The organism is Gammaproteobacteria bacterium (assembly GCA_037388465.1).
In the GTDB taxonomy this organism is placed as follows: domain Bacteria; phylum Pseudomonadota; class Gammaproteobacteria; order SpSt-1174; family SpSt-1174; genus JARRKE01.
This window is the reverse complement of sequence record JARRKE010000015.1, coordinates 18,452-36,629: the sequence shown is the minus strand read 5'-3', so window position 1 is coordinate 36,629 and position 18,178 is coordinate 18,452. Positions and strand designations below refer to the sequence as shown.

Sequence of the window (18,178 nt, the reverse complement as noted above, 5' to 3'; positions counted from 1 at the left end):
CCGGGATAGCCTTTGTCTTCGTAGCTTTTCGCGCTGCAGGCGAGCGCGAAGGTGTCGTGCCGGCCGACCGTGTCGCGCACGACCTCGACCAGCGGGCGCATCTTGTCGTCGAAGAACTTCGAATGCAGCCCGGGCGTCGGGTAGATGTTGCCCATGAGCGTGCGCGTGGTGGTGGCGTCCAGCCCCGACTCCTCGCCGCGCGCCAGGTCGGCGGCGTCGAAGGCCAGGAAGTCCGAACACTGCTTGCCCGCCACGTCGATGACCTGGATGTATTCGCCGGCAGCGACGTGATAGGCCTGGGCGGTGCCCGCCTTGATGCGGATCTCCGCCTGCGGCTCGGCCAGCGGCGGCGGCAGGTGCTCGACCTCGGGCTTGACCCGCGTGACGTGCAGCTCGATCTCGGTCGGCGGCGCGGCGCCGTTCAGCACCGTGTCGGCACCGGGCGCGGCGATGCACACCAGGACGGATTGCTTGGCCTTGAGCGTGACCTCGGTGCCGGGCGGATTGTCCGCCTCGCCCAGCGCCACGCCAGGCGCGGCCGCATCGGCCCCGTGCTCGCGCAACGCCATGGCCAGGGCCGACGCCTGTTCGCTTTTTCCGTCCAGATAGGCGGACAGGGCCGTGGACGCGGCACGCGCGGCCTTGATCCCGAGCGCAGCCGGGTTCGGCCGTCCCTCGGCATCGAACGCGAACACGTCCACGGGCTGCATACCCTCGACGTCAACGATGGCAATGCGGTCGCCCGCCTCCAGCGCCACAGCCGTGGCAGCACCGCCGGCAAGCCACAGGCGCTGCGGCGGCGCGTCCGTCACCGTTTCCTGCACGTCCATGACCGTCATCGGAACACCCGCCCTGCCGGCGCGGGCCGAAGCCCGCGCCGTTGCACCAGCCGGTAAATCACTTTGCGGCCGCCGCCGGTTCGTCCGCCTCGTCCTTGATGTCCAGGAACGCCTCCAGCGAGTCGTCCATCGCATCCAGCCAGGGCGTGTGATGCACCGGGGCCATGTTGCCGGTCAGCACGGAGGGATAGCTGCGGTTGCGGAAGCCCATGATGTCTTCCTCCTTGTGGTGCTCCCATTCCTTGAACAGCTCGGCGATGCGGTCGACGTCGAGGAACGGGTAGTCCACGGACTTCAGCAGGTCGCGCACGTACTCGGTCTGGAAGTCGATGGCCTGGAAGGGATCTTCCAGCGCTTCCTCGCGGGCGCGCCAGTCCTTGATGTCGGCGGCCATGGCCTCGGCGTCGGGCAGCTGCAGGCGGCCGAGGATGACGTCGCGCGCGTACCAGGCCTGGGCATCGAACATGTTGAAGGTGTAGTACTGGTCCTGCATGCCGACGTACATCAGCTTGGTGTTGTCTTCCCAGAACACGCCCTTGTACAGGTTGAGCGGATACAGGCGGTTGTTGGTCTTGAGCCGCAGCTCGTCGGGCAGGAAGGGGAAGTGGTGCAGGTAGCCGGTGCACATGACGATGGCGTCCACATCCTTGGTGGTGCCGTCCTTGAAGTGCGCGGTCTTGCCTTCCACCTTGGTCAGCAGGGGCTTGGTGGTGAAGGACTCCGGCCAGTCGAATTCCAGCGGGCTGGAACGGAAGCTGAAGGTGATGGACTTGCAGCCGTACTTGTAGCACTGGCTGGCGATGTCCTCCGCCGAGTAGCTGCTGCCGACGACCAGCAGGTCCTTGCCGACGAACTCGCAGGCGTCGCGGAAATCATGCGCGTGCAGCACGCGGCCGGGGAATTTCTCGAAGCCGGGGAAATACGGCATGTTCGGCGTGGAGAAGTGCCCGGATGCGACCACCACGTAATCGAAGATCTCTTCGCGCGTCTCGTCCTTTTTGTGATCCATCACGGTGACGGTGAACTTGCCCGTGTCCTCGGCGTACTCGACCCAGCGCACCGGCGTCTCGAACTCGATGTACTTGCGCACCCCGCTCTTCTCGACGCGGCCGATGATGTAGTCGTGCAGCACGGCGCGCGGCGGATAGGACGGAATCGGACGGCCGAAGTGTTCCTCGAAGGAATAGTCGGCGAACTCCAGGCATTCCTTGGGGCCGTTCGACCACAGGTAGCGGTACATGCTGCCGTGCACCGGCTCGCCGTTCTTGTCCAGGCCCGTGCGCCAGGTGTAGTTCCACAGCCCGCCCCAGTCGCTTTGCTTTTCGTAGCAGACGAGCTCGGGAATCTCGACGCCGTCCTTGCGGGCGGATTCGAAGGCGCGAAGCATGGCGAGACCGCTGGGTCCGGCGCCGATGATGCAGATACGAGTTTTCATGGTCTTTTTCCCCTTAGTACACAGCCAGTGCGTGGCTTGCGAAGACAACAACAACTGCAGCTAACAAAGTGACGTACGGCAGCACCCCCGCCCGCTTGACCACCTGGCCTTCGTCGCCGAGGTGCATGTCCTCCACCATCGCCTTGGGGAACTTGCCCTTGTCGGTGACGTAGTGGCGGAACAGGAATATCGGCACGATCAGGGCGGCGAAGACGAGCCCTGAAAGCAGGGTGCCGCTGCCCCAGATGTCGGCGCCCATGCCGAGCAGCACCAGGTTGACGAAGGAGAGCACGAAGCCCGCCACCAACAGCCAGGACGGCGCCTTGAACGGACGCTTCCAGTCGCGGCGGTCCATGCGATGGATCCAGCCGGCGTTGAGGTTCAGGAAGTTGAAGATGATGTAGCCGACGTTGGAGATGGCGAGAATGAACACGTAGTTGGACATCATCAGCAACAGCATGTTGAAGCAGAGGTCCGTCCACATCGCCCGGGTGGGCGCACCGTGTTCGTTGACGCGCGACAGGTACTTGGGCAGCCAGCCGTCCACCGACGCCTGGTACAGGGTGCGCGACGATCCGGCCATGGCGGTCATGATCGAGAGCATCAGCGCCAGGATGAGCATGACGAGGATGACCTTGGCGATCAGGTACGAACCGCCCACCATGCCGGCCATCGCCTTGCCCACGCCCATGCCGCTGTAGATTCCCGGCGCCAGCATGCCCTTCAGGCCGAGGGCGCCCTGGAAGGCCAGCGGCACCAGGGTGAACGCGATCAGGCACAGCAGGCCGGAGTAGAAGATCGCCTTGAAGGTGTCCTTTTGCGGGTCCCGGAATTCGCGCGTGTAGCACACGGCGGTTTCGAAACCGTAGGTCGACCACGCGGCGATGAACAGGCCGCCGGCCATCAGCGTCCAGCCCGCCATGTTCCAGGTGCCGTCGACGGCTTTACCGGAAGCGTCCATGGCGATGGGGACGAGCGGGAAGAAGTGGTCGACGCTCACGCCGCCCGACACGAACGGCGCCAGGCCGATCAGCAGCAGCGGCAGCAGCGCCGAAATCCCCAGGATCTTCGTCACCCGGGCCGAACGCAGGATGCCGCCGTGCTGGATGCTGAACACGGCCAGAAGCAGGATCGCGCCGATGATGAAGGTGGCGTTTATGCGCAGCGAAAGCCCCTGCATGATCCAGCCGAGATGCAGCAGGGTGATATGCCAGGTGTTGATTTCGGCGGTGGGCGCAAAAAGTATGCTCAGGATGTAGCCGGCCCCCAGCCCGGAACCGATGGCCAGTACCGGCGACCAGGCGAACCAGTTACACCACACCGAAACGGGCGCGATGATCTTGCTGTAGCGCACCCAGGCCACGGCTCCGTAGACGGAGGCGCCGCCCGACTTGTTGGGAAACAGGCCGGCGATTTCGGCGTACGTGAAGGACTGCAAAAACCCGAAAATGATCGAGACGGTCCACACGACCCAGGACGGTCTGCCCACGGTCGCGGCGATCGCGCCGATCGAAAACAGCACCAGGGCGGGCACGCCGCTGGCCACCCAGAAGGCGCCCGTCCAGTCGATCTTCCGATGCAGCGCACCGGCCTCGTACGCCGTGCTGTCACTGCCGATTGCACTTTCAACACTGCTCATTTCATACCTCCTGTGGGTTCCTCAGGAACCCGGCGTGTAAACCGGATCGGTCACGCGGGGTGACGGCTACCGGGGTGGATAAAGGGCGGATGCAGGCCCGATGGAGATTGCAGGAGCTGTTGATGCTTAAATCACCGCGTCGTATGGATGCGCGGCACCGCCCTCGCCGGACACGCGTGTATCGCGTTGTCCATGGGAGAGCGGACACAGGTCGGCCTTCGCCGTCTCGACGGCAATGTCCATATAAAGACGAATCGGTCCGAAGACCGACGCTTTGGCGGACAGGTACATGAGGCGGCTTTCCTCTCTTCTTTGCGGTTGCCGGGATGCCGACCCGATCACCGGCTACTGTAGTGCAACAAAGTTTCTCTACAGGAAATGCAAAGAGCTTGCCAACTTGCTATGTGATTGATTTTCTTGGAGATGGGAACTGACGGGGGCGATCAAACCGCATTGATGCGGTGCAATTCCCAGTCCGGTGCTAGGAATCGGTGCGTCCGGGGATCGAACGCGGCGGGGAATGCCCCCGGCCGGGCGGCCGGGGGCGGCCTGAATCAACGGCCGTACAGGGCCCGGAAGTGCGCCTTGGCCAGGGTGTGGAAGTGGATGTTGAAGCCGACCATGGCCGGGGAGGCCTCCGCGGGCAGCTCGAACTTCGGGACGTCCAGGGCATAGACGGTGAAGATGTAGCGGTGCGCCTTGGCGCCCTTGGGCGGACAGGGGCCGCCGTAACCGTGGATGCCGAAATCGGTGAGATTCTGCACGGCGCCGGCGGGCATGCCCTTGGCGCTGGCGCCCTTGGCCAGCTGGTGCACGTCGGCCGGAATGTTGTAGACCACCCAGTGCCACCAGCCGCTGCCGGTGGGCGCGTCGGGGTCGTACACGGTGATCGCGAAGCTCTTGGTGCCGGCCGGGGCGCCCGTCCAGTGCAGCTCGGGGGAGACGTTGCCGCCCGTGCAGCCGAAGCCCTTGTAGACGTACGCCATCGGAATCTTCTGGTTGGGCTTGAAGTCGGCGCTGCGCAGGGTGAAGCTCCCCGCCAGCGCCGCCTGGGAAACAAACAAAAACACTGCGGCAGCTAACCAACGCATGATCGTCCTCCTGGGATTCTTGGTTTTCTGAACAGACGACCCGGACGGCGTCAGCCGTCCGGGTCCGCCCAAGCTTGCGCCCGACCGCGCGTTGCGCGCAACCGGTCAGTCGCCCGCGACGCAGGCCTTGTAGGTGTTTTCCAGCAGGGTGGCGACGGTCATGGGGCCCACGCCACCGGGGACGGGCGTGATCCAGGCGGCCTTCTGCCTGGCGCTTTCGAACGCGACATCGCCCACCAGGCGGCCGTCTTCCAGGCGATTGATGCCGACGTCGACGACCACCGCGCCTTCGCGGATCCAGTCGCCGGGCACCAGCTCGGGCCGGCCCACCGCCACCACCAGTATTTCGGCGCGGCGCACGTGCGCGGCCAGGTCGCGGGTCGAGCTGTTGCACACGGTCACCGTGGCGCCGGCGAGCAGCAGCTCCAGCGCCATGGGACGGCCGACGATGTTGGAGGCGCCCACCACTACGGCATCCTTGCCCTTGGCGTCGATGCCGTTGGCCTCCAGCAGGGTCATCACGCCCTTGGGCGTGCAGGGCTGCAGCAGCGGCATGCGCACGGCCAGCCGCCCCATGTTGTAGGGGTGGAAACCGTCCACGTCCTTGGCGGGATCGATGGCCTCGATGACCGTTTCGCTGTCGATATGCCGGGGCAGCGGCAGCTGCACCAGGATGCCGTCGATGGCGGGGTCGGCGTTGAGCCTGTCGATCAGCCCCAGCAGTTCCTTCTCGGAAACGTCGACCGGCAGGTCGTAGGCCTGGGAGACGAAGCCCACCGCGTCGCAGGCCTTGCGCTTGTGGCGCACGTACACCTGCGAGGCGGGGTCGCCCCCGACCAGCACCACCGCCAGGCCGGGGGCGCGCAGGCCTTTGGCCACACGCGCCGCGACCTGCTCGCGCAGTACCTCGCGCATGGCCTCGGCCTGCGCCTTGCCGTCGAGCAGACGCGCCTCGTGGGATACGAGTTCCGCGCGGCTTTGTCCCTGATCAGGCATTGGTGACTCCCGGTATCCAGTCCGTGCCGGCCAGCGGCACCTTGGCCATGGCGGCGGCCTCCAGGGTGAGGGCGGTCAGGTCCTCGCGCTCGAGATTGTGCACGTTGGACTTGCCGCAGGCGCGCGCCAGGGTGGTGAGCTCCATGGTAAGGGTCTGCAGGTAGTTCTTCACCCGCCGCGCACCCCATTCCGGGTCGAGCCGCGCTTCCAGATCGGGGGTCTGGGTGGCCACGCCCACCGGACATTTACCGGTATGGCAGTGGTGGCAGACGCCGGGCGCGGTATCGAGCGCGGCGTAGTCGGCGGTGGCGTCGATGTGCCGGCCGTTCTGCACGTAGTAGTCGCTGTTGCAGCCCAGGGCCATGAGCATGGCCTGGCCGATGGAGACCGCGTCGGCCCCCATGGCCAGCGCCTTGGCCACGTCGGCGCCGCTACGGATGCCGCCCGAGATGATGAGCTGCACCTTGCCCGCCATGTCGATCTCTTCCAGCGCCTCCACGGCCTGGCGCAGCGCGGCGAGGGTGGGAATGCCGGTGTGCTCGATGAACACCTGCTGGGTGGCGGCGGTGCCGCCCTGCATGCCGTCGACCACCACCACGTCGGCGCCAGAGGCGACGGCGAGCTTGACGTCGTGCTTGACGCGGGTGGCGCCCACCTTGACGTAGATCGGCACCTGCCAGTCGGTGATCTCGCGCAGTTCGTTGAGCTTGATGGCCAGGTCGTCCGAGCCGGTCCAGTCCGGATGGCGGCAGGCGGAGCGCTGGTCGATGCCCTCGGGCAGGGTGCGCATCTGCGCGACGCGCGGGCTGATCTTCTGCCCCAGCAGCATGCCGCCCCCGCCGGGCTTGGCGCCCTGCCCCAGCACCAGCTCGATGGCGTCGGCCTTGCGCACGTCATCGGGGTTGAAGCCGTAGCGCGAGGGCAGGCACTGGTAGACCAGGGTCTTGGAGGAGCTGCGCTCTTCCGGGGTCATGCCGCCGTCACCGGTGGTGGTGCTGGTGCCCAGCTCGCTGGCCGCGCGCCCCAGGGCATCCTTCACGTTGGCGGTGAGGGCGCCGAAGCTCATGCCGGCGATGGTGATGGGAATGTCCAGCTCGATGGGGTTTTTGGCGTGGCGGCTGCCGAGCACGGTCCTGGTCTCGCATTTCTCCCGGTAGCCTTCGAGCGGATAGCGCGAGGCCGAGGCGGTGAGAAACGACAGGTCGTCGAAGGTCGGCAGCGTGCGCTTCGCGCCCAGGCCGCGGATCTCGTACAGGCCGTGTTCGGCCGCCTGGGTGATGTAGTGCAACACCGAACCGTCGTAGGAGTGGTTCGTCTCCTTGTAAACGGGCTTGCTCATACTCAGTACTCCTGGAAATGATCGGCGTTCCAGTGATAAAGGCTGCGAGCCGATGCCACGCGCTTGAACGTCTTCGGGTCGTGGTCGAAACCGGCCCTGGCCAGCAGCTCGGCCACCTTGGCGTAGTCGGACTCCTGCATGGGCTCGATCTGCGCGTCCGCGCCGAGACCGTGGATCTCGCCGCGCACGTAGATCACCGCCTCGTACAGGGAGTCGCCCAAGCCGTGGTCGGCGTCGCCGCAGACCACCAGGTGGCCGGCCTGCGCCATGAACGCGGACATGTGGCCGACGCTGCCGCCCACCACGATGTCGCAGCCCTTCATGGAGATGCCGCAGCGCGACGAGGCGTCGCCCTCGATCACCACCAGGCCGCCGTGGCCGGAGGCGCCGGCGCACTCCGAAGCGTTGCCCTTGACGAGCACCGAGCCGGACATGATGTTCTCGCCCACGCTCCAGCCGACGTTGCCGTGCACGGTGACGCTGGCCTGCTTGTTCATGCCGGCGATGAAGTAGCCGGCATGGCCGTGGATGTCGACGGTGACCGGCGCATCCAGGCCCACGGCGATGCTGTGCTGGCCGTCGGGGTTGAGGATCTCGATGTACTCGGGGCCGTCGAGCTCGTGGTGCAGGAACTGGTTCAGCTCACGCACCGTGGTCGAGGCCAGGTCGAAGGTCTGGGCGTCGACGCCCTTCTGGGTCAGCGATTCCATGAGTAGATCACCTCCGGCTTGGGCTCGAAGAGCGTGGCGTTCTTGACGTCCGGCAGATGGGCCAGCGCCCGGTACTCGGAGCCGATGGCCACGTAGTCATCGGTCTCGGCCACCACCGCCGGCTTGCAGGCGAAGGGGTCGCGCACCAGGGCCAGCTTGTCGTGGGTGCCCATGAGCAGGGTGTAGAACCCGTCGAGCACGGAGAAGCCTTCCTCCAGCGCGTCCTCCAGGGTCTCGCCCTCGCCCAGGCGCCACTCGATGAAACGGCAGGCGGCCTCGGTGTCGTTGTCGGTCTCGAAGCGGATGCCGCGCCGCTCCAGCCGGCGCCGGATGCTGTAGGGGTTGGACAGGGAGCCGTTGTGCACCAGGCAGAAGTCTTCGCCCGCCGTGAACGGATGCGCGTGCGCCGGGGTGATGGCCGACTCGGTGGCCATGCGCGTGTGCCCGATGGCGTGCGAGCCGGTGAGACCGGTGAACCCGTAGCGCTCGGCGATCGCCGCCGGGTGGCCGGCATCCTTATAGATGTCGATGTAGTGCCCGGCCGACAGCACGTGCAGCATGGGGAAGTGCTCGCCCAGCCAGTGCTTGAGGGTGTCGGGCTCGACATCCAGGGTGAGGCGCGCGTAGCGGCCCTGCGAAACGATGCCCGGCTTTCCCACCAGGGCTTCGTCGTCCAGGGCATGCTTCAGCGCATCCCAGTCGAACTCGGAATCGGCGGCGAACAGCGAGAACTTCTCCCCCTGGTCCTGCTCCGCGAACACGGCCAGCCCCGCCGAATCCGGGCCGCGCTCGGACATGCTGGCCAGCATGGGCGTGACCAGCTCCCCCAGACGCGCGTTAAGCGCGCCGTTCTTCAACAGCAATCCGACGATCCCGCACATCAGTAGAACTCCACGTAACGGTTCAGCTCCCAGTCGGAAACGTGGCGCGAGTACTCCACCCATTCCATGCGCTTGACGGTGAGGTACTCGTCGATGAAATCGGCGCCCAGCTGCTCGGCGAACAGGGGATCGGCCTCCAGGGCCTCGATCGCCTCGTGCAGGCTTTGCGGCAGGGTCTTGATGCCGTTGGCGTCGAGCTCGGCCAGGGATTTTTCGTAGAAGTTGTAGTTCTGCGGTTCGCCCGGATCGAGCTCGCGCTCCACCCCGTCCATGCCGGCGGCGATAACCGCAGCAGCAGCCAGGTAGGGGTTGGCGGCGCCGTCACCCAGGCGCATCTCCAGACGGCCGTAGGGAATGCGGACCATGGAGGTGCGGTTGTTGTCGCCGTAGGAGATGAACGCCGGGGCCCAGGTGGCGCCCGACAGGGAGCGGCCGACGACCAGGCGTTTGTAGGAGTTCACCGCCGGGGCCAGCAGCGCGGTCAGCGCCGGGGCGTGCGCGAGCAGGCCGCCGAGGAAGTGGTAGGCGAGCTTGGACAGGCCCAGGCCCTTGGGATCGGACGCATCGTGGAACAGGTTGTTGCCCTCGGCGTCCGCGATGGAGGCATGCATGTGCATGCCGTTGCCGCTGCGATTGGAGAACGGCTTGGGCATGAACGAGCAGACCAGACCCAGCTTGTTGGCGATCTCGCCGGCGGCCATGCGGAAGAACACGTAGCGGTCCGCCGAGGTCATGGCGTCGGAATAGGTGTAGTTGATCTCGAACTGGCCGTTGGCGTCCTCGTGGTCGATCTGATAGACGTCGAAGTCGACCGACTGCAGCGAAGAAACCAGCTGCTCCAGAAACTCGCGCGAGCGGGACAGGCCCTTGTAGTCGTAGCAGGGCTTTTCCAGCATGTCGGAATCGTCCGCCGGCACCACGCTGCCGTCCTCGCAGCGCTTGAGCAGGCTGAACTCCGGCTCCAGGCCGGTCATCAGCGTCCAGCCTTTTTCCGTGAGGCGCGCGATCTGCTTGGACAGGATGTTGCGCGTGTCCATCTCATAGGGCTCGCCGTTGACGTAGCCGTCGCAGACCATGCGCGCATAGCCGGGCTGCCAGGGCACCACGCTCAGGGTGCTGAGATCCCCGCGCGCCATGTAGTCGGCCCCGTGCGGACCCATGCGCATGCCCCATACCGCGAAGCCGGCGAAGCCCGCGCCGTCCTCCAGGACATCCTCCAGGTGACTGGCCGGTACGGATTTGGTCTTGGCCACACCGTGGATGTCCACGAACTGGGCCAGGATGAATTTGATGTCGTTCGCCTCGAGGAACGATTTTGCTTCAGCTGGCGTCATGTTTAATGCCTCTCGATTCGTAGAAGTCCAAAAAACCCACAAGACCTCCTCCACATTCATGGACCCCGTCGAGCAGGGTCTCGAATAGATATTCTCCGTAGCTCGGGTCGCAGCCGATGCGATAACTGCGCTGCGCGCCCGTTCCCTCCACGCACAGCCAGGCGGTCACCCCGGCCACGCGTGTGAACAAAAACCGGTTTTCCACCTCGGCCAGATCCAGGGCGCAGAACTCACTCATCAGGCGCCCCGCGTCTTCGCCGCCCAGCACCACTTCCAGATCGTCGCGCGCGACGATGCGCGTCCCCGCTACCAGGTCGTCGGCCACACCATCGGAGAGCTTGCCCAAGGCAGTGCGCAGCGCGCCGCCGGGACCGTCGTGCAGGATGAATTCCGCCTCGCCGGTGCGTACCAGGAAGGCGTCTTCGCCCAGGTCGTGGACCCGGAAGAATTCCTCCGGAATCGGCAGGTCGCGCGCCGCCAGCCAGTCGGCGGCCTGGCCGCCGCGCACCAGCCAGCGCCGCAGCGGACTGAGGTCGACCAGCCAGGTCGGCGGGGTGCCGCTGTTGCGCACCAGGGTCGGCATGTCGTCGACGGTCTGCAGGGCGCCGCCGATACGCACGTGGGCGGGACTGAGACGGCTCATGCGGTGGCCTCCCTGGGTGCGGCGCTGACCAACGGTTTCTGGCGCAGGTTGTCGGGGTCGTAGAACGGGGTCGGCACCACCGGCGCCTGGATCATCACCCCGCCGTCCACCCGGATGTTGAGGGTGTCGACCTCGCCCAGGCTGCGCTCGATCATGGCCAGCCCGACCACCTTGCCCAGCGACGGGCTCGCGCCGATGCTGGTGACGCGCCCGGCGATCTCGCCGTTTTCGATCACCAGGTGGCATTCCTTGGGCAGGCTGCCGGCATCGCCCGGCGGCAGGGCGAAGCCGACCAGACGGTAGCGCGCCTTGTCCGCCAGCACCTGCAGGCTGCGCTTGCCGACGAAGAACGGCTTGTCGAACTTCACGGCCCAGGCCATGCCCGCATCGAAGGGGGTGGAGGTGCCGTCCGTGTCCTGGCCGACGATGATGTGGCCCTTTTCCAGGCGCAGCTGGCGCTGCGCCTCGACACCGAAGGGACGGATGCCAAGGTTGCGGCCCGCGGCCATCAGGGCTTCCCACACGTGGGCGGCCCGGGCGGCGGGCACGTGGATCTCGTAGCCCAGCTCGCCGACGAAACCGACGCGCATGAGCAGGGCCGGCACGCCGGCCACGCGGCCGCGGCGCGCGCCGAGAAACGGGAAGGCCTCGGCCGAAAGGTCGATGTCAGTCAGCGGCGCGAGCACCTCGCCGGTCAGCGGGCCGGCGATGTTCATGGCCGCGTTCTGCCCGGTGCGATTGATAAGGTCGACCTTCAGCCCCCATTCGATGGCCAGGCGTTGCAGCTCGCGGTAGACGCCCTCGGCAGCGGTGGTCGTGGTGGTGAGGTAGAAATGCTCCTCGCCGAGGCGGGCGGCGATGCCGTCGTCGATGATGACGCCCGCCTCGTCCACCATCAGGGCGTAGCGGGTGCGGTCCTGTTTGATATTGGACAGGCGCAGGGTGTAGGCGCGGTCCAGCAGCTCGCCGGCGTCCGGCCCGAACACCTCGATCTTGCCCAGGGTGGAGACGTCGATCAGGCCAACGCCTTCACGCACCGCCAGCACCTCGCCGGTGACCGCCTCGGCCTGCGGGCCGGGACCGTAGAACTTGGGACGCAGCCAGTGCCCGGCCGGCATGAACTCGGCCTGGTGCGCCGCATGCCAGGCATGCAGCGGCGTGCGCCGCTCCGGGCGCAGGCGCCGGCCCGCCAGGGCGCGCACGGGCACCGGGTGGAAAAACGGGCGGGCCGTGGTGGTGCCGGTCTTGTCGATGGGCTGGCCGTTGATGCGCGCCAGCACGCGCACGCCGTTCATGTTGGCGTGCTTGCCCTGGCTCGGGCCCATGCCGACCGTGGAGTAGCGCTTGAGCAGCTCGATGTTGTCGAAGCCTTCCGCCGCGGCGCGCTCCAGGTCCTTGAGCTGCAGGTCCTCGTCCAGGTCGATGAAGTTCTTGCCCTTGGGGTGGGCGAAGATCGGATACGGGTGTGAGTGCACGTCCTGCCCGCGTCCCGGCCGGGGCGCTTCCGGCGCGGCGAGTTCCAGATGGGCGAGGGCCTCCGCCGCCGCGGCGCGGCCGTCGGCCAGCCGGGCCTGCAGATCGAACACGCCGTTCACGCGCCCGGCGGCGAACACGCCTTCCGGGAGTTCCGCGGGTACGAACTGCCCGGGCACCTCGGCATAGGCCATGCGGGTGCCGGCCTGATACAGCAGGGCCGCGGCCGGCGCCCAGCCCACGGACTGGAACAGGCCGTCGCAGGCGATGTGCGGCGCAGCGTCGGACCGCGGCTTGCCTTCGCCATCCAGGGTGCGCAGCTCGACGCCGCCGAGGCGTCCGCCGCTGGCCGTGGCTTCGTAAACGGTGGTTCCCGCCAGCACCTCGATGCCCTGGGCCTTGGCCGCCTCCGCCAGCGGGCCGCGCTGCGCCGGGTCGCCCAGATCGGCGATGGCCACGACGTTCACGCCCACCCGCACCAGGTCCAGCGCGGCACGGTAACCGGAGGTGTTCGCGGCCAGCACCACCGCCCGCTCGCAGGGCTTGATGGCGTAGTGCTGAATGAGACGCTGGGCCGCCGAGGCCTGCATGACGCCCGGCAGGTCGTTGCCGCGGAACACGGCGGGCTGCTCGAAAACGCCGCTCGCCACGATCACCGCCCGGGCGCGCAGCTTGGTCATGCCCTGCGCGGACACCAGCGGCACCCAGTGGTCCGCGTAGTAGCCCGCCGCCACGGTCGCGGGCCGGAATTCCACATTGGGATGCGCCTGCATGCGCTCGACCAGGTCGGCCCGCAGGGCGGCGGCCTCATCGTCCGCGCCGAACTCGACGTCCAGGCTGCCGCCGGGCACGGGCTGCTCGTCGACCAGCGTGACCTTCGCGCCGGCATCCGCCGCCGCCAGCGCCGCCGCCAGACCGCTCGGCCCGGCGCCCACGACCAGCACGTCGCAAAAGGCGTGGTATTTGGGCTGGCGTTCGAGTGTGCTCGTCACGTCCAGCCGGCCCAGTCCCGCCATGTTGCGGATCAGGCGCTCCCAGAACGGAAACAGGCTGGGCGGGTTGTGAAAGGTCTTGTAGTAGAAGCCGACCGGCAGCATGGGCGCCAACCATTCGACGATGCGCCCGCGGTCGCGCCGCAGGCCGCCCAGGGTGTTCACGGCGGTAAGATCCAGCCCCGGCCGCAGCTCGGTGACGTCCGCGCGCAGGTTGAGCTCGCCGGCGCCCTGCATCAACGTATTGGTGTCGTGGTTGGCGGCGGAGAACACGCCGCGCGGCCGGTGGTACTTGAAGCTGCGCCCCAGCACCTCGACGCCGTTGGCGAGCAGGGCGGAGCTGACCGTGTCGCCCGCGAAGCCGGTGTATTCGCGGCCTTCGAAACGGAAGGTCACGCTGCGGCTGCGGTCGATGCGCTCGTGCGGCTGGACCGGAAGGCGGCTAGGCATGGGAAGCCTCCTCCGCCATGGCCTGGCCCAGCGTCATGGTGCGCAGGAAGCGGTCGGTCAGCGTGTCGCGCTCCGCCACCAGCCAGGTGCCCGAAGGGCCGTGATACCAGAGTTCGCGCTTGGTCCCCGGCACGCTGTCGCGATGGAATACGTAGCATCCCCACTCGGCGTCGCTGCACTGTTCGGCATCCGGCATGGGACGCCAGGCCCCGCCGTAGACGAACTCGGCGGCGGGGCGGGGACCGATGAAGGGGCAGTCGATCAGCTTCATGGTCAATGCCCCACGGACGCCGCGCCGCGCTCGCCCACCAGGGCGAAGCGCTCGAAGCGTGACAGGTTGAAGGGTTCGATGAGGTCGTGGTTGCGACCATTCGCCACGGTCGATGCCATGGTCATGCCGGAGACCGGCGTGGCCTTGAAGCCCCAGGTCCCCCAGCCGGCATCCAGGTAGAAACCCTCGATGGGCGTGGTGCCCATGATGGGCGCGAAGTCCGGGGTCATGTCCGCCATGCCGGCCCACTGGCGCATGACCCGCGCCTGACCCAGGAAGGGGAACAGGTCCAGCAGGTAATCCATCAGGCCTTCGGTGAAATCCAGGGTCGAGCGGGTGGAATGCAGCTCGGCCGGGTCCAGCGAGGCGCCCATGACCAGTTCGCCGCGCGAGGACTGCGACACGTACACGTGCAGGCTGGCGGAGACGATGATGGTGTCCAGCCAGGGCTTCATAGGCTCGGTGACGCAGGCCTGCAGCGGGTGGATCACGATGGGCGTGGTCAGCCCCACCATGTTGGTGACGCGCGGCGTGGAGCCGGCCACCATGGAGATCACGGTGCCGGTCTTGATGCTGCCGCGGTCTGTCTCCACGCCTGTGACGCGGCCGCCGCTGACGTTGATGCCCGTGACCCGCGTCTTTTGATGAATCTCCACCCCGCGCTGGTCGGCCCCGCGCCCGTATCCCCAGGCCACCGCGTCGTGGCGCACCACGGCGCCGGGCGCGTGGTACAGCGCGCCCAGTACGGGCAGGTGCCCGCCGCAGTCGAGGTCGAGCTCCGGGCAGGCGCCCGCGATGTCCTCGCGGTCCACCACCTCGGACTCGATGCCGTAGTGCTTGTTGACCTCGGCGCGCCAGCGCATGGTGCGCAGCGCCGAGTCGGTGTGCGCCAGGGTGAAGTGCCCGCGCTGGGAATAGAAAATGTTCAGGTCGAAATCGTTGGCCAGGTCCTGGAACAGCTGCACGCTCTTGTCGTAGAACTTCACGCCCTCGGGCGTGAGGTAGTTGGAGCGCACAATGGTGGTGTTGCGGCCGGTGTTGCCGCCGCCGATGTAGCCCTGCTCCAGCACGGCGACATTGGTGATGCCGTGTTCCTTCGCCAGGTAGTAGGCGCAGGCCAGGCCGTGCCCGCCGCCGCCGATGATGACGACGTCGTAGCTGTCCTTGAGCCGCTCGGGCTGCGTGAAAAAGCGCGGCCCCGGACGCGAATCGAAGGCGTTCTTGACCAGGCGCAGCGGCATCAGTTGAACACCACCGTCTTGTTGCCGCGCACCAGCACCCGGTCCTCCAGGTGGTAACGCAGGCCGCGGGCCAGCACGGATTTCTCCACGTCGCGCCCGAGCCGGATCAGGTCCTCGGCTGTGTCGTCGTGGCTGACGCGCACGACGTCCTGCTCGATGATCGGGCCGGCGTCCAGCTCTTCGGTGACGTAATGGCAGGTCGCGCCCACCAGCTTCACGCCGCGCTCGAAGGCCTTGTGGTACGGCTTGGCGCCGACGAACGAGGGCAGGAAGCTGTGATGAATGTTGATCACCTGACCCGCGTACTTGACGCACAGGTCGGGCGGCAGGATCTGCATATAGCGGGCGAGCACCACGGCGTCGGCCTGGTACTCGTCCACCAGGCGGCTCACCTCGTTGAAGGCGGGCTGCTTGTCGTCCTTGGGCACGGGGACGTGGTGATAGGGAATGCCGTGCCATTCCACGAAGTCGCGCAGGTCTTCGTGGTTGGAAATCACGCAGGGAATATCGAACTCCATTTCCCGGCTGCGCCAGCGGTGCAGCAGGTCCGACAGGCAGTGGTCCAGCCGGCTCGCCATCAGCACCACCCGTTTGGGCACGCCGGTATCGGTGATCTGCCACTCCATGTCGAAACGCTCGGCGATGGCCGCGAAGGCCTGGCGGAACGTCGCGATATCGAAGGGCAGCGAGTCCGCCCGAATCTCGTAGCGCATGAAAAACCAGTCGTTCACCGCGTCCGCATGCTGGCTGGCCTCGACGATCCAGCCGCCGTGTTCCGCCAGGAAACCCGAGACGGCGGCCACGATACCGACGCGGTCGGGGCAGGAGACGATGAGGCGATACGTACGTGACATGGTGTTTCCTTTAAATCAACAATGTTTCCTATTAAGAATCATTGTTTACTGTCTGTCAAGCGGTTTTCAGGCAGCCAGCGAAATTTTTTCGGTACCCGTTTCGGCACGGGTCCTCCCCAGAAAACAACGGCGGCCAGAGGCCGCCGTTGATGTCGGACTGATACGCTCAGACCGGGAGGCAATGCCTTTGGACTACCCTCCCTGGAAACCGGGCGACGGCAACCGCCGCCCGGTATCTTGCGAACGCGACACTCCTTAGCCGCCGTTCTTGATCCGATGGAAGCTGTGCTTCTCATGGACCAGCATCGAAGCCACCACACCGAAGGTGACGATCACCGACAGCGTGAGGATCAGGCCGATGACCCAGGGGTTGTGGGCGAAGGTGTAGTACACCGTTGCGCCCGCCCAGCTCGTGATAGGACTTGAATCCATGATCTTTCTCCTATGTTTCGGTTACGTGGATGTGTCGTCCGTCAGGCCTGGATAGGCGGCACAGCGGCACCGTTGGGCATCACCGGGGCGGAGGGATGACCCTCGGATTCCGGATAGGCCTTGGAGGGGATCTCGGTCAGATCCAGACCGGCTTCTTCGGCCTCCGGCGGCACGCGCAGCAGACCCATCACCTTGAGGAGATAGGACACGCCGTAGCCGGGGAGGAAACCGAGCAGGGCCAGGATGCCGGCACCCACGAGCTGACCGCCGAAGCTGATGGCGGGACCGTGGATGTTCGGGTAGCCGGAGGCGAACAGGCCGCAACCGAGCACGCCGATCACACCGCCGACACCGTGCACACCGAAGGCGCCGACCGCATCGTCGATACCGAACTTCTGCAGCAGACGATCCGCGTAGGCGATGGTGCAGCCACCGACGAAGCCCAGCAGGAAGGCCAGCGGCGGATAGTACAGCTCCAGGCCGGAAGCGGCGGAGATGATGCCCACCAGGGCGCCCGACATCATCCAGAACGGATCACGGGTGATGAAGTAGGCGCCGATGATGCCGCCCGCCATGCCCATCAGAGTGTTGAAGGCGAAGGAGGACAGGGTCGCCGGGGTGTTGTAGATCGTCACCCACTGGTCGCCGGTCTGGTAGATGATGCAGCCGCCGAGGAAACCGAAGAATCCGACGATGATCATCATCAGGCCGATCAACGACATCGGCACGCTGTGGCCGGCGATGGCCAGGGTCTTGCCGTCAGGCGAGAAACGACCGATGCGCGGACCCAGGTTGAGCAGCACGCCCAGGGTGAAGAAGCCGGCGATCAGATGCACCACACCGGCCGCGGCCGTGTCGTGGAAGCCCAGCTTGGTGACCATCCAGCCGTCCGGATGCCAACCCCAGGCCGCACCCAGAATCCAGACCACCGCACCCAGCAGGATGGCGAGGATCAGGAAGGCCGACATGCGGATGCGCTCGATCACGGCACCCGACATGATGGAGGCCGTGGTCGCGGAGAACAGCGTGAACGCCGCCCAGAAAACACCCGAGGCGTTGTCGCTCAGGTTCGGCCCCATTGCCGCATCCCAGGGCAGTCCGGCCGCACCGGCGCTCATGTCGGGAATCAAGCCACCCGGGAACGCCAGGTAAATGAACCAACCGAAGAAAAAGAAGGTTGGCACCAGAAACGCGAAAGCCAGGATGTTCTTCACACCCGAGGCCAGCGTGTTCTTAAGACGTGAAGCCCCCATCTCGTAGGCCAGGAAGCCTGCGTGGATAAGGACCATGATTGCCGTACACCACCAATAAAAGATTTCGGCATTGACGGTGCCAGCCATCTCTACCACTTTTTGAAGTTCGTCTGTGCTCATAATGAGCCCCCTACTCAGTGCGTTATTGAACCTGGGCTGATTGGTTTTTCGCCCGCAGCGTGTGGCGTCCCTCGCCGCAATCCTCGACCGCTTCCCCTTGGCCGTGCCCCCAGTTAGGGCCATCTGTACAAGTTGCCTACAATGCAACAATGTTTCCTGCAATAACTGCACCAACTTTTTAAGCC

The 18,178-nt window shown here is 66.3% G+C and carries 17 protein-coding genes; all 17 read right to left on the bottom strand.

Annotated elements, in window-relative coordinates; all coding sequences use genetic code 11:
• On the bottom strand, positions 1–839 hold an 839-nt coding region (locus P8Y64_05145), incomplete at its 3' end, for an urea carboxylase-associated family protein (GenBank protein MEJ2059856.1).
• Between the two features lie 58 nt (positions 840–897).
• The gene (locus P8Y64_05140) at positions 898–2,274 is read right to left on the bottom strand and encodes an NAD(P)/FAD-dependent oxidoreductase (GenBank protein MEJ2059855.1); all 1,377 of its coding nucleotides are present in this window, start codon (positions 2,272–2,274) and stop codon (positions 898–900) included.
• A gap of 13 nt (positions 2,275–2,287) precedes the next feature.
• Positions 2,288–3,913 (bottom strand): APC family permease, encoded by a 1,626-nt coding sequence (locus tag P8Y64_05135; protein ID MEJ2059854.1) that lies wholly within the window; start codon positions 3,911–3,913, stop codon positions 2,288–2,290.
• 126 nt (positions 3,914–4,039) lie between these two features.
• Positions 4,040–4,204, bottom strand: coding sequence for a hypothetical protein (locus P8Y64_05130; protein MEJ2059853.1), 165 nt, complete (start codon positions 4,202–4,204; stop codon positions 4,040–4,042).
• A 263-nt stretch (positions 4,205–4,467) separates the two neighbouring features.
• Positions 4,468–5,004, bottom strand: a complete 537-nt coding sequence (locus P8Y64_05125) for a YbhB/YbcL family Raf kinase inhibitor-like protein (GenBank protein ID MEJ2059852.1) — start codon at positions 5,002–5,004, stop codon at positions 4,468–4,470.
• A gap of 105 nt (positions 5,005–5,109) precedes the next feature.
• A complete protein-coding gene (gene folD / locus P8Y64_05120) occupies positions 5,110–6,000 on the bottom strand; it encodes a bifunctional methylenetetrahydrofolate dehydrogenase/methenyltetrahydrofolate cyclohydrolase FolD (GenBank protein MEJ2059851.1) in 891 nt (296 codons plus the stop codon).
• Positions 5,993–7,339, bottom strand: coding sequence for an FMN-binding glutamate synthase family protein (locus P8Y64_05115; GenBank protein ID MEJ2059850.1), 1,347 nt, complete (start codon positions 7,337–7,339; stop codon positions 5,993–5,995). The genes folD and P8Y64_05115 overlap by 8 nt, the downstream gene beginning before the upstream one ends.
• Before the next feature lie 2 nt (positions 7,340–7,341).
• Positions 7,342–8,049 (bottom strand): protein glxC, encoded by a 708-nt coding sequence (locus P8Y64_05110; protein MEJ2059849.1) that lies wholly within the window; start codon positions 8,047–8,049, stop codon positions 7,342–7,344.
• Complete coding sequence (locus tag P8Y64_05105) at positions 8,037–8,930, bottom strand: amidophosphoribosyltransferase (protein ID MEJ2059848.1); 894 nt, start codon at positions 8,928–8,930, stop codon at positions 8,037–8,039. Before P8Y64_05105 ends, P8Y64_05110 begins: the two co-directional genes overlap by 13 nt.
• Positions 8,930–10,264: a type III glutamate--ammonia ligase gene (glnT, locus tag P8Y64_05100; protein ID MEJ2059847.1), complete on the bottom strand. Its 1,335-nt coding sequence runs from the start codon at positions 10,262–10,264 to the stop codon at positions 8,930–8,932. Before glnT ends, P8Y64_05105 begins: the two co-directional genes overlap by 1 nt.
• Positions 10,251–10,907: a hypothetical protein gene (locus P8Y64_05095; protein MEJ2059846.1), complete on the bottom strand. Its 657-nt coding sequence runs from the start codon at positions 10,905–10,907 to the stop codon at positions 10,251–10,253. The genes glnT and P8Y64_05095 overlap by 14 nt, the downstream gene beginning before the upstream one ends.
• Positions 10,904–13,822, bottom strand: coding sequence for a 2Fe-2S iron-sulfur cluster-binding protein (locus P8Y64_05090; protein ID MEJ2059845.1), 2,919 nt, complete (start codon positions 13,820–13,822; stop codon positions 10,904–10,906). Before P8Y64_05090 ends, P8Y64_05095 begins: the two co-directional genes overlap by 4 nt.
• Positions 13,815–14,093: a sarcosine oxidase subunit delta gene (locus P8Y64_05085; GenBank protein ID MEJ2059844.1), complete on the bottom strand. Its 279-nt coding sequence runs from the start codon at positions 14,091–14,093 to the stop codon at positions 13,815–13,817. The genes P8Y64_05090 and P8Y64_05085 overlap by 8 nt, the downstream gene beginning before the upstream one ends.
• A 2-nt stretch (positions 14,094–14,095) precedes the next feature.
• Complete coding sequence (locus tag P8Y64_05080; GenBank protein MEJ2059843.1) at positions 14,096–15,334, bottom strand: FAD-dependent oxidoreductase; 1,239 nt, start codon at positions 15,332–15,334, stop codon at positions 14,096–14,098.
• Entirely contained in the window at positions 15,334–16,188 is an 855-nt protein-coding gene (purU, locus tag P8Y64_05075; GenBank protein MEJ2059842.1) for a formyltetrahydrofolate deformylase, read from the bottom strand. Before purU ends, P8Y64_05080 begins: the two co-directional genes overlap by 1 nt.
• Positions 16,189–16,443: 255 nt before the next feature.
• The gene (locus P8Y64_05070) at positions 16,444–16,620 is read right to left on the bottom strand and encodes a hypothetical protein (GenBank protein MEJ2059841.1); all 177 of its coding nucleotides are present in this window, start codon (positions 16,618–16,620) and stop codon (positions 16,444–16,446) included.
• 41 nt (positions 16,621–16,661) lie between these two features.
• Positions 16,662–17,993, bottom strand: coding sequence for an ammonium transporter (locus P8Y64_05065; GenBank protein ID MEJ2059840.1), 1,332 nt, complete (start codon positions 17,991–17,993; stop codon positions 16,662–16,664).
• Between the last annotated feature and the right edge of the window lie 185 nt (positions 17,994–18,178).

Bases quoted from the DNA above. Each gene is read 5' to 3' on its own strand.
- glnT (MEJ2059847.1), bottom strand. From the start codon at position 10,264: ATGACGCCAGCTGAAGCAAAATCGTTCCTCGAGGCGAACGACATCAAA.
- P8Y64_05065 (MEJ2059840.1), bottom strand. From the start codon at position 17,993: ATGAGCACAGACGAACTTCAAAAAGTGGTAGAGATGGCTGGCACCGTC.
- P8Y64_05110 (MEJ2059849.1), bottom strand. From the start codon at position 8,049: ATGGAATCGCTGACCCAGAAGGGCGTCGACGCCCAGACCTTCGACCTG.
- P8Y64_05070 (MEJ2059841.1), bottom strand. From the start codon at position 16,620: ATGGATTCAAGTCCTATCACGAGCTGGGCGGGCGCAACGGTGTACTAC.
- P8Y64_05135 (MEJ2059854.1), bottom strand. From the start codon at position 3,913: ATGAGCAGTGTTGAAAGTGCAATCGGCAGTGACAGCACGGCGTACGAG.
- P8Y64_05115 (MEJ2059850.1), bottom strand. From the start codon at position 7,339: ATGAGCAAGCCCGTTTACAAGGAGACGAACCACTCCTACGACGGTTCG.
- P8Y64_05125 (MEJ2059852.1), bottom strand. From the start codon at position 5,004: ATGCGTTGGTTAGCTGCCGCAGTGTTTTTGTTTGTTTCCCAGGCGGCG.
- P8Y64_05080 (MEJ2059843.1), bottom strand. From the start codon at position 15,334: ATGCCGCTGCGCCTGGTCAAGAACGCCTTCGATTCGCGTCCGGGGCCG.
- P8Y64_05085 (MEJ2059844.1), bottom strand. From the start codon at position 14,093: ATGAAGCTGATCGACTGCCCCTTCATCGGTCCCCGCCCCGCCGCCGAG.
- P8Y64_05105 (MEJ2059848.1), bottom strand. From the start codon at position 8,930: ATGTGCGGGATCGTCGGATTGCTGTTGAAGAACGGCGCGCTTAACGCG.
- P8Y64_05095 (MEJ2059846.1), bottom strand. From the start codon at position 10,907: ATGAGCCGTCTCAGTCCCGCCCACGTGCGTATCGGCGGCGCCCTGCAG.
- P8Y64_05140 (MEJ2059855.1), bottom strand. From the start codon at position 2,274: ATGAAAACTCGTATCTGCATCATCGGCGCCGGACCCAGCGGTCTCGCC.
- purU (MEJ2059842.1), bottom strand. From the start codon at position 16,188: ATGTCACGTACGTATCGCCTCATCGTCTCCTGCCCCGACCGCGTCGGT.
- P8Y64_05130 (MEJ2059853.1), bottom strand. From the start codon at position 4,204: ATGTACCTGTCCGCCAAAGCGTCGGTCTTCGGACCGATTCGTCTTTAT.
- P8Y64_05090 (MEJ2059845.1), bottom strand. From the start codon at position 13,822: ATGCCTAGCCGCCTTCCGGTCCAGCCGCACGAGCGCATCGACCGCAGC.
- folD (MEJ2059851.1), bottom strand. From the start codon at position 6,000: ATGCCTGATCAGGGACAAAGCCGCGCGGAACTCGTATCCCACGAGGCG.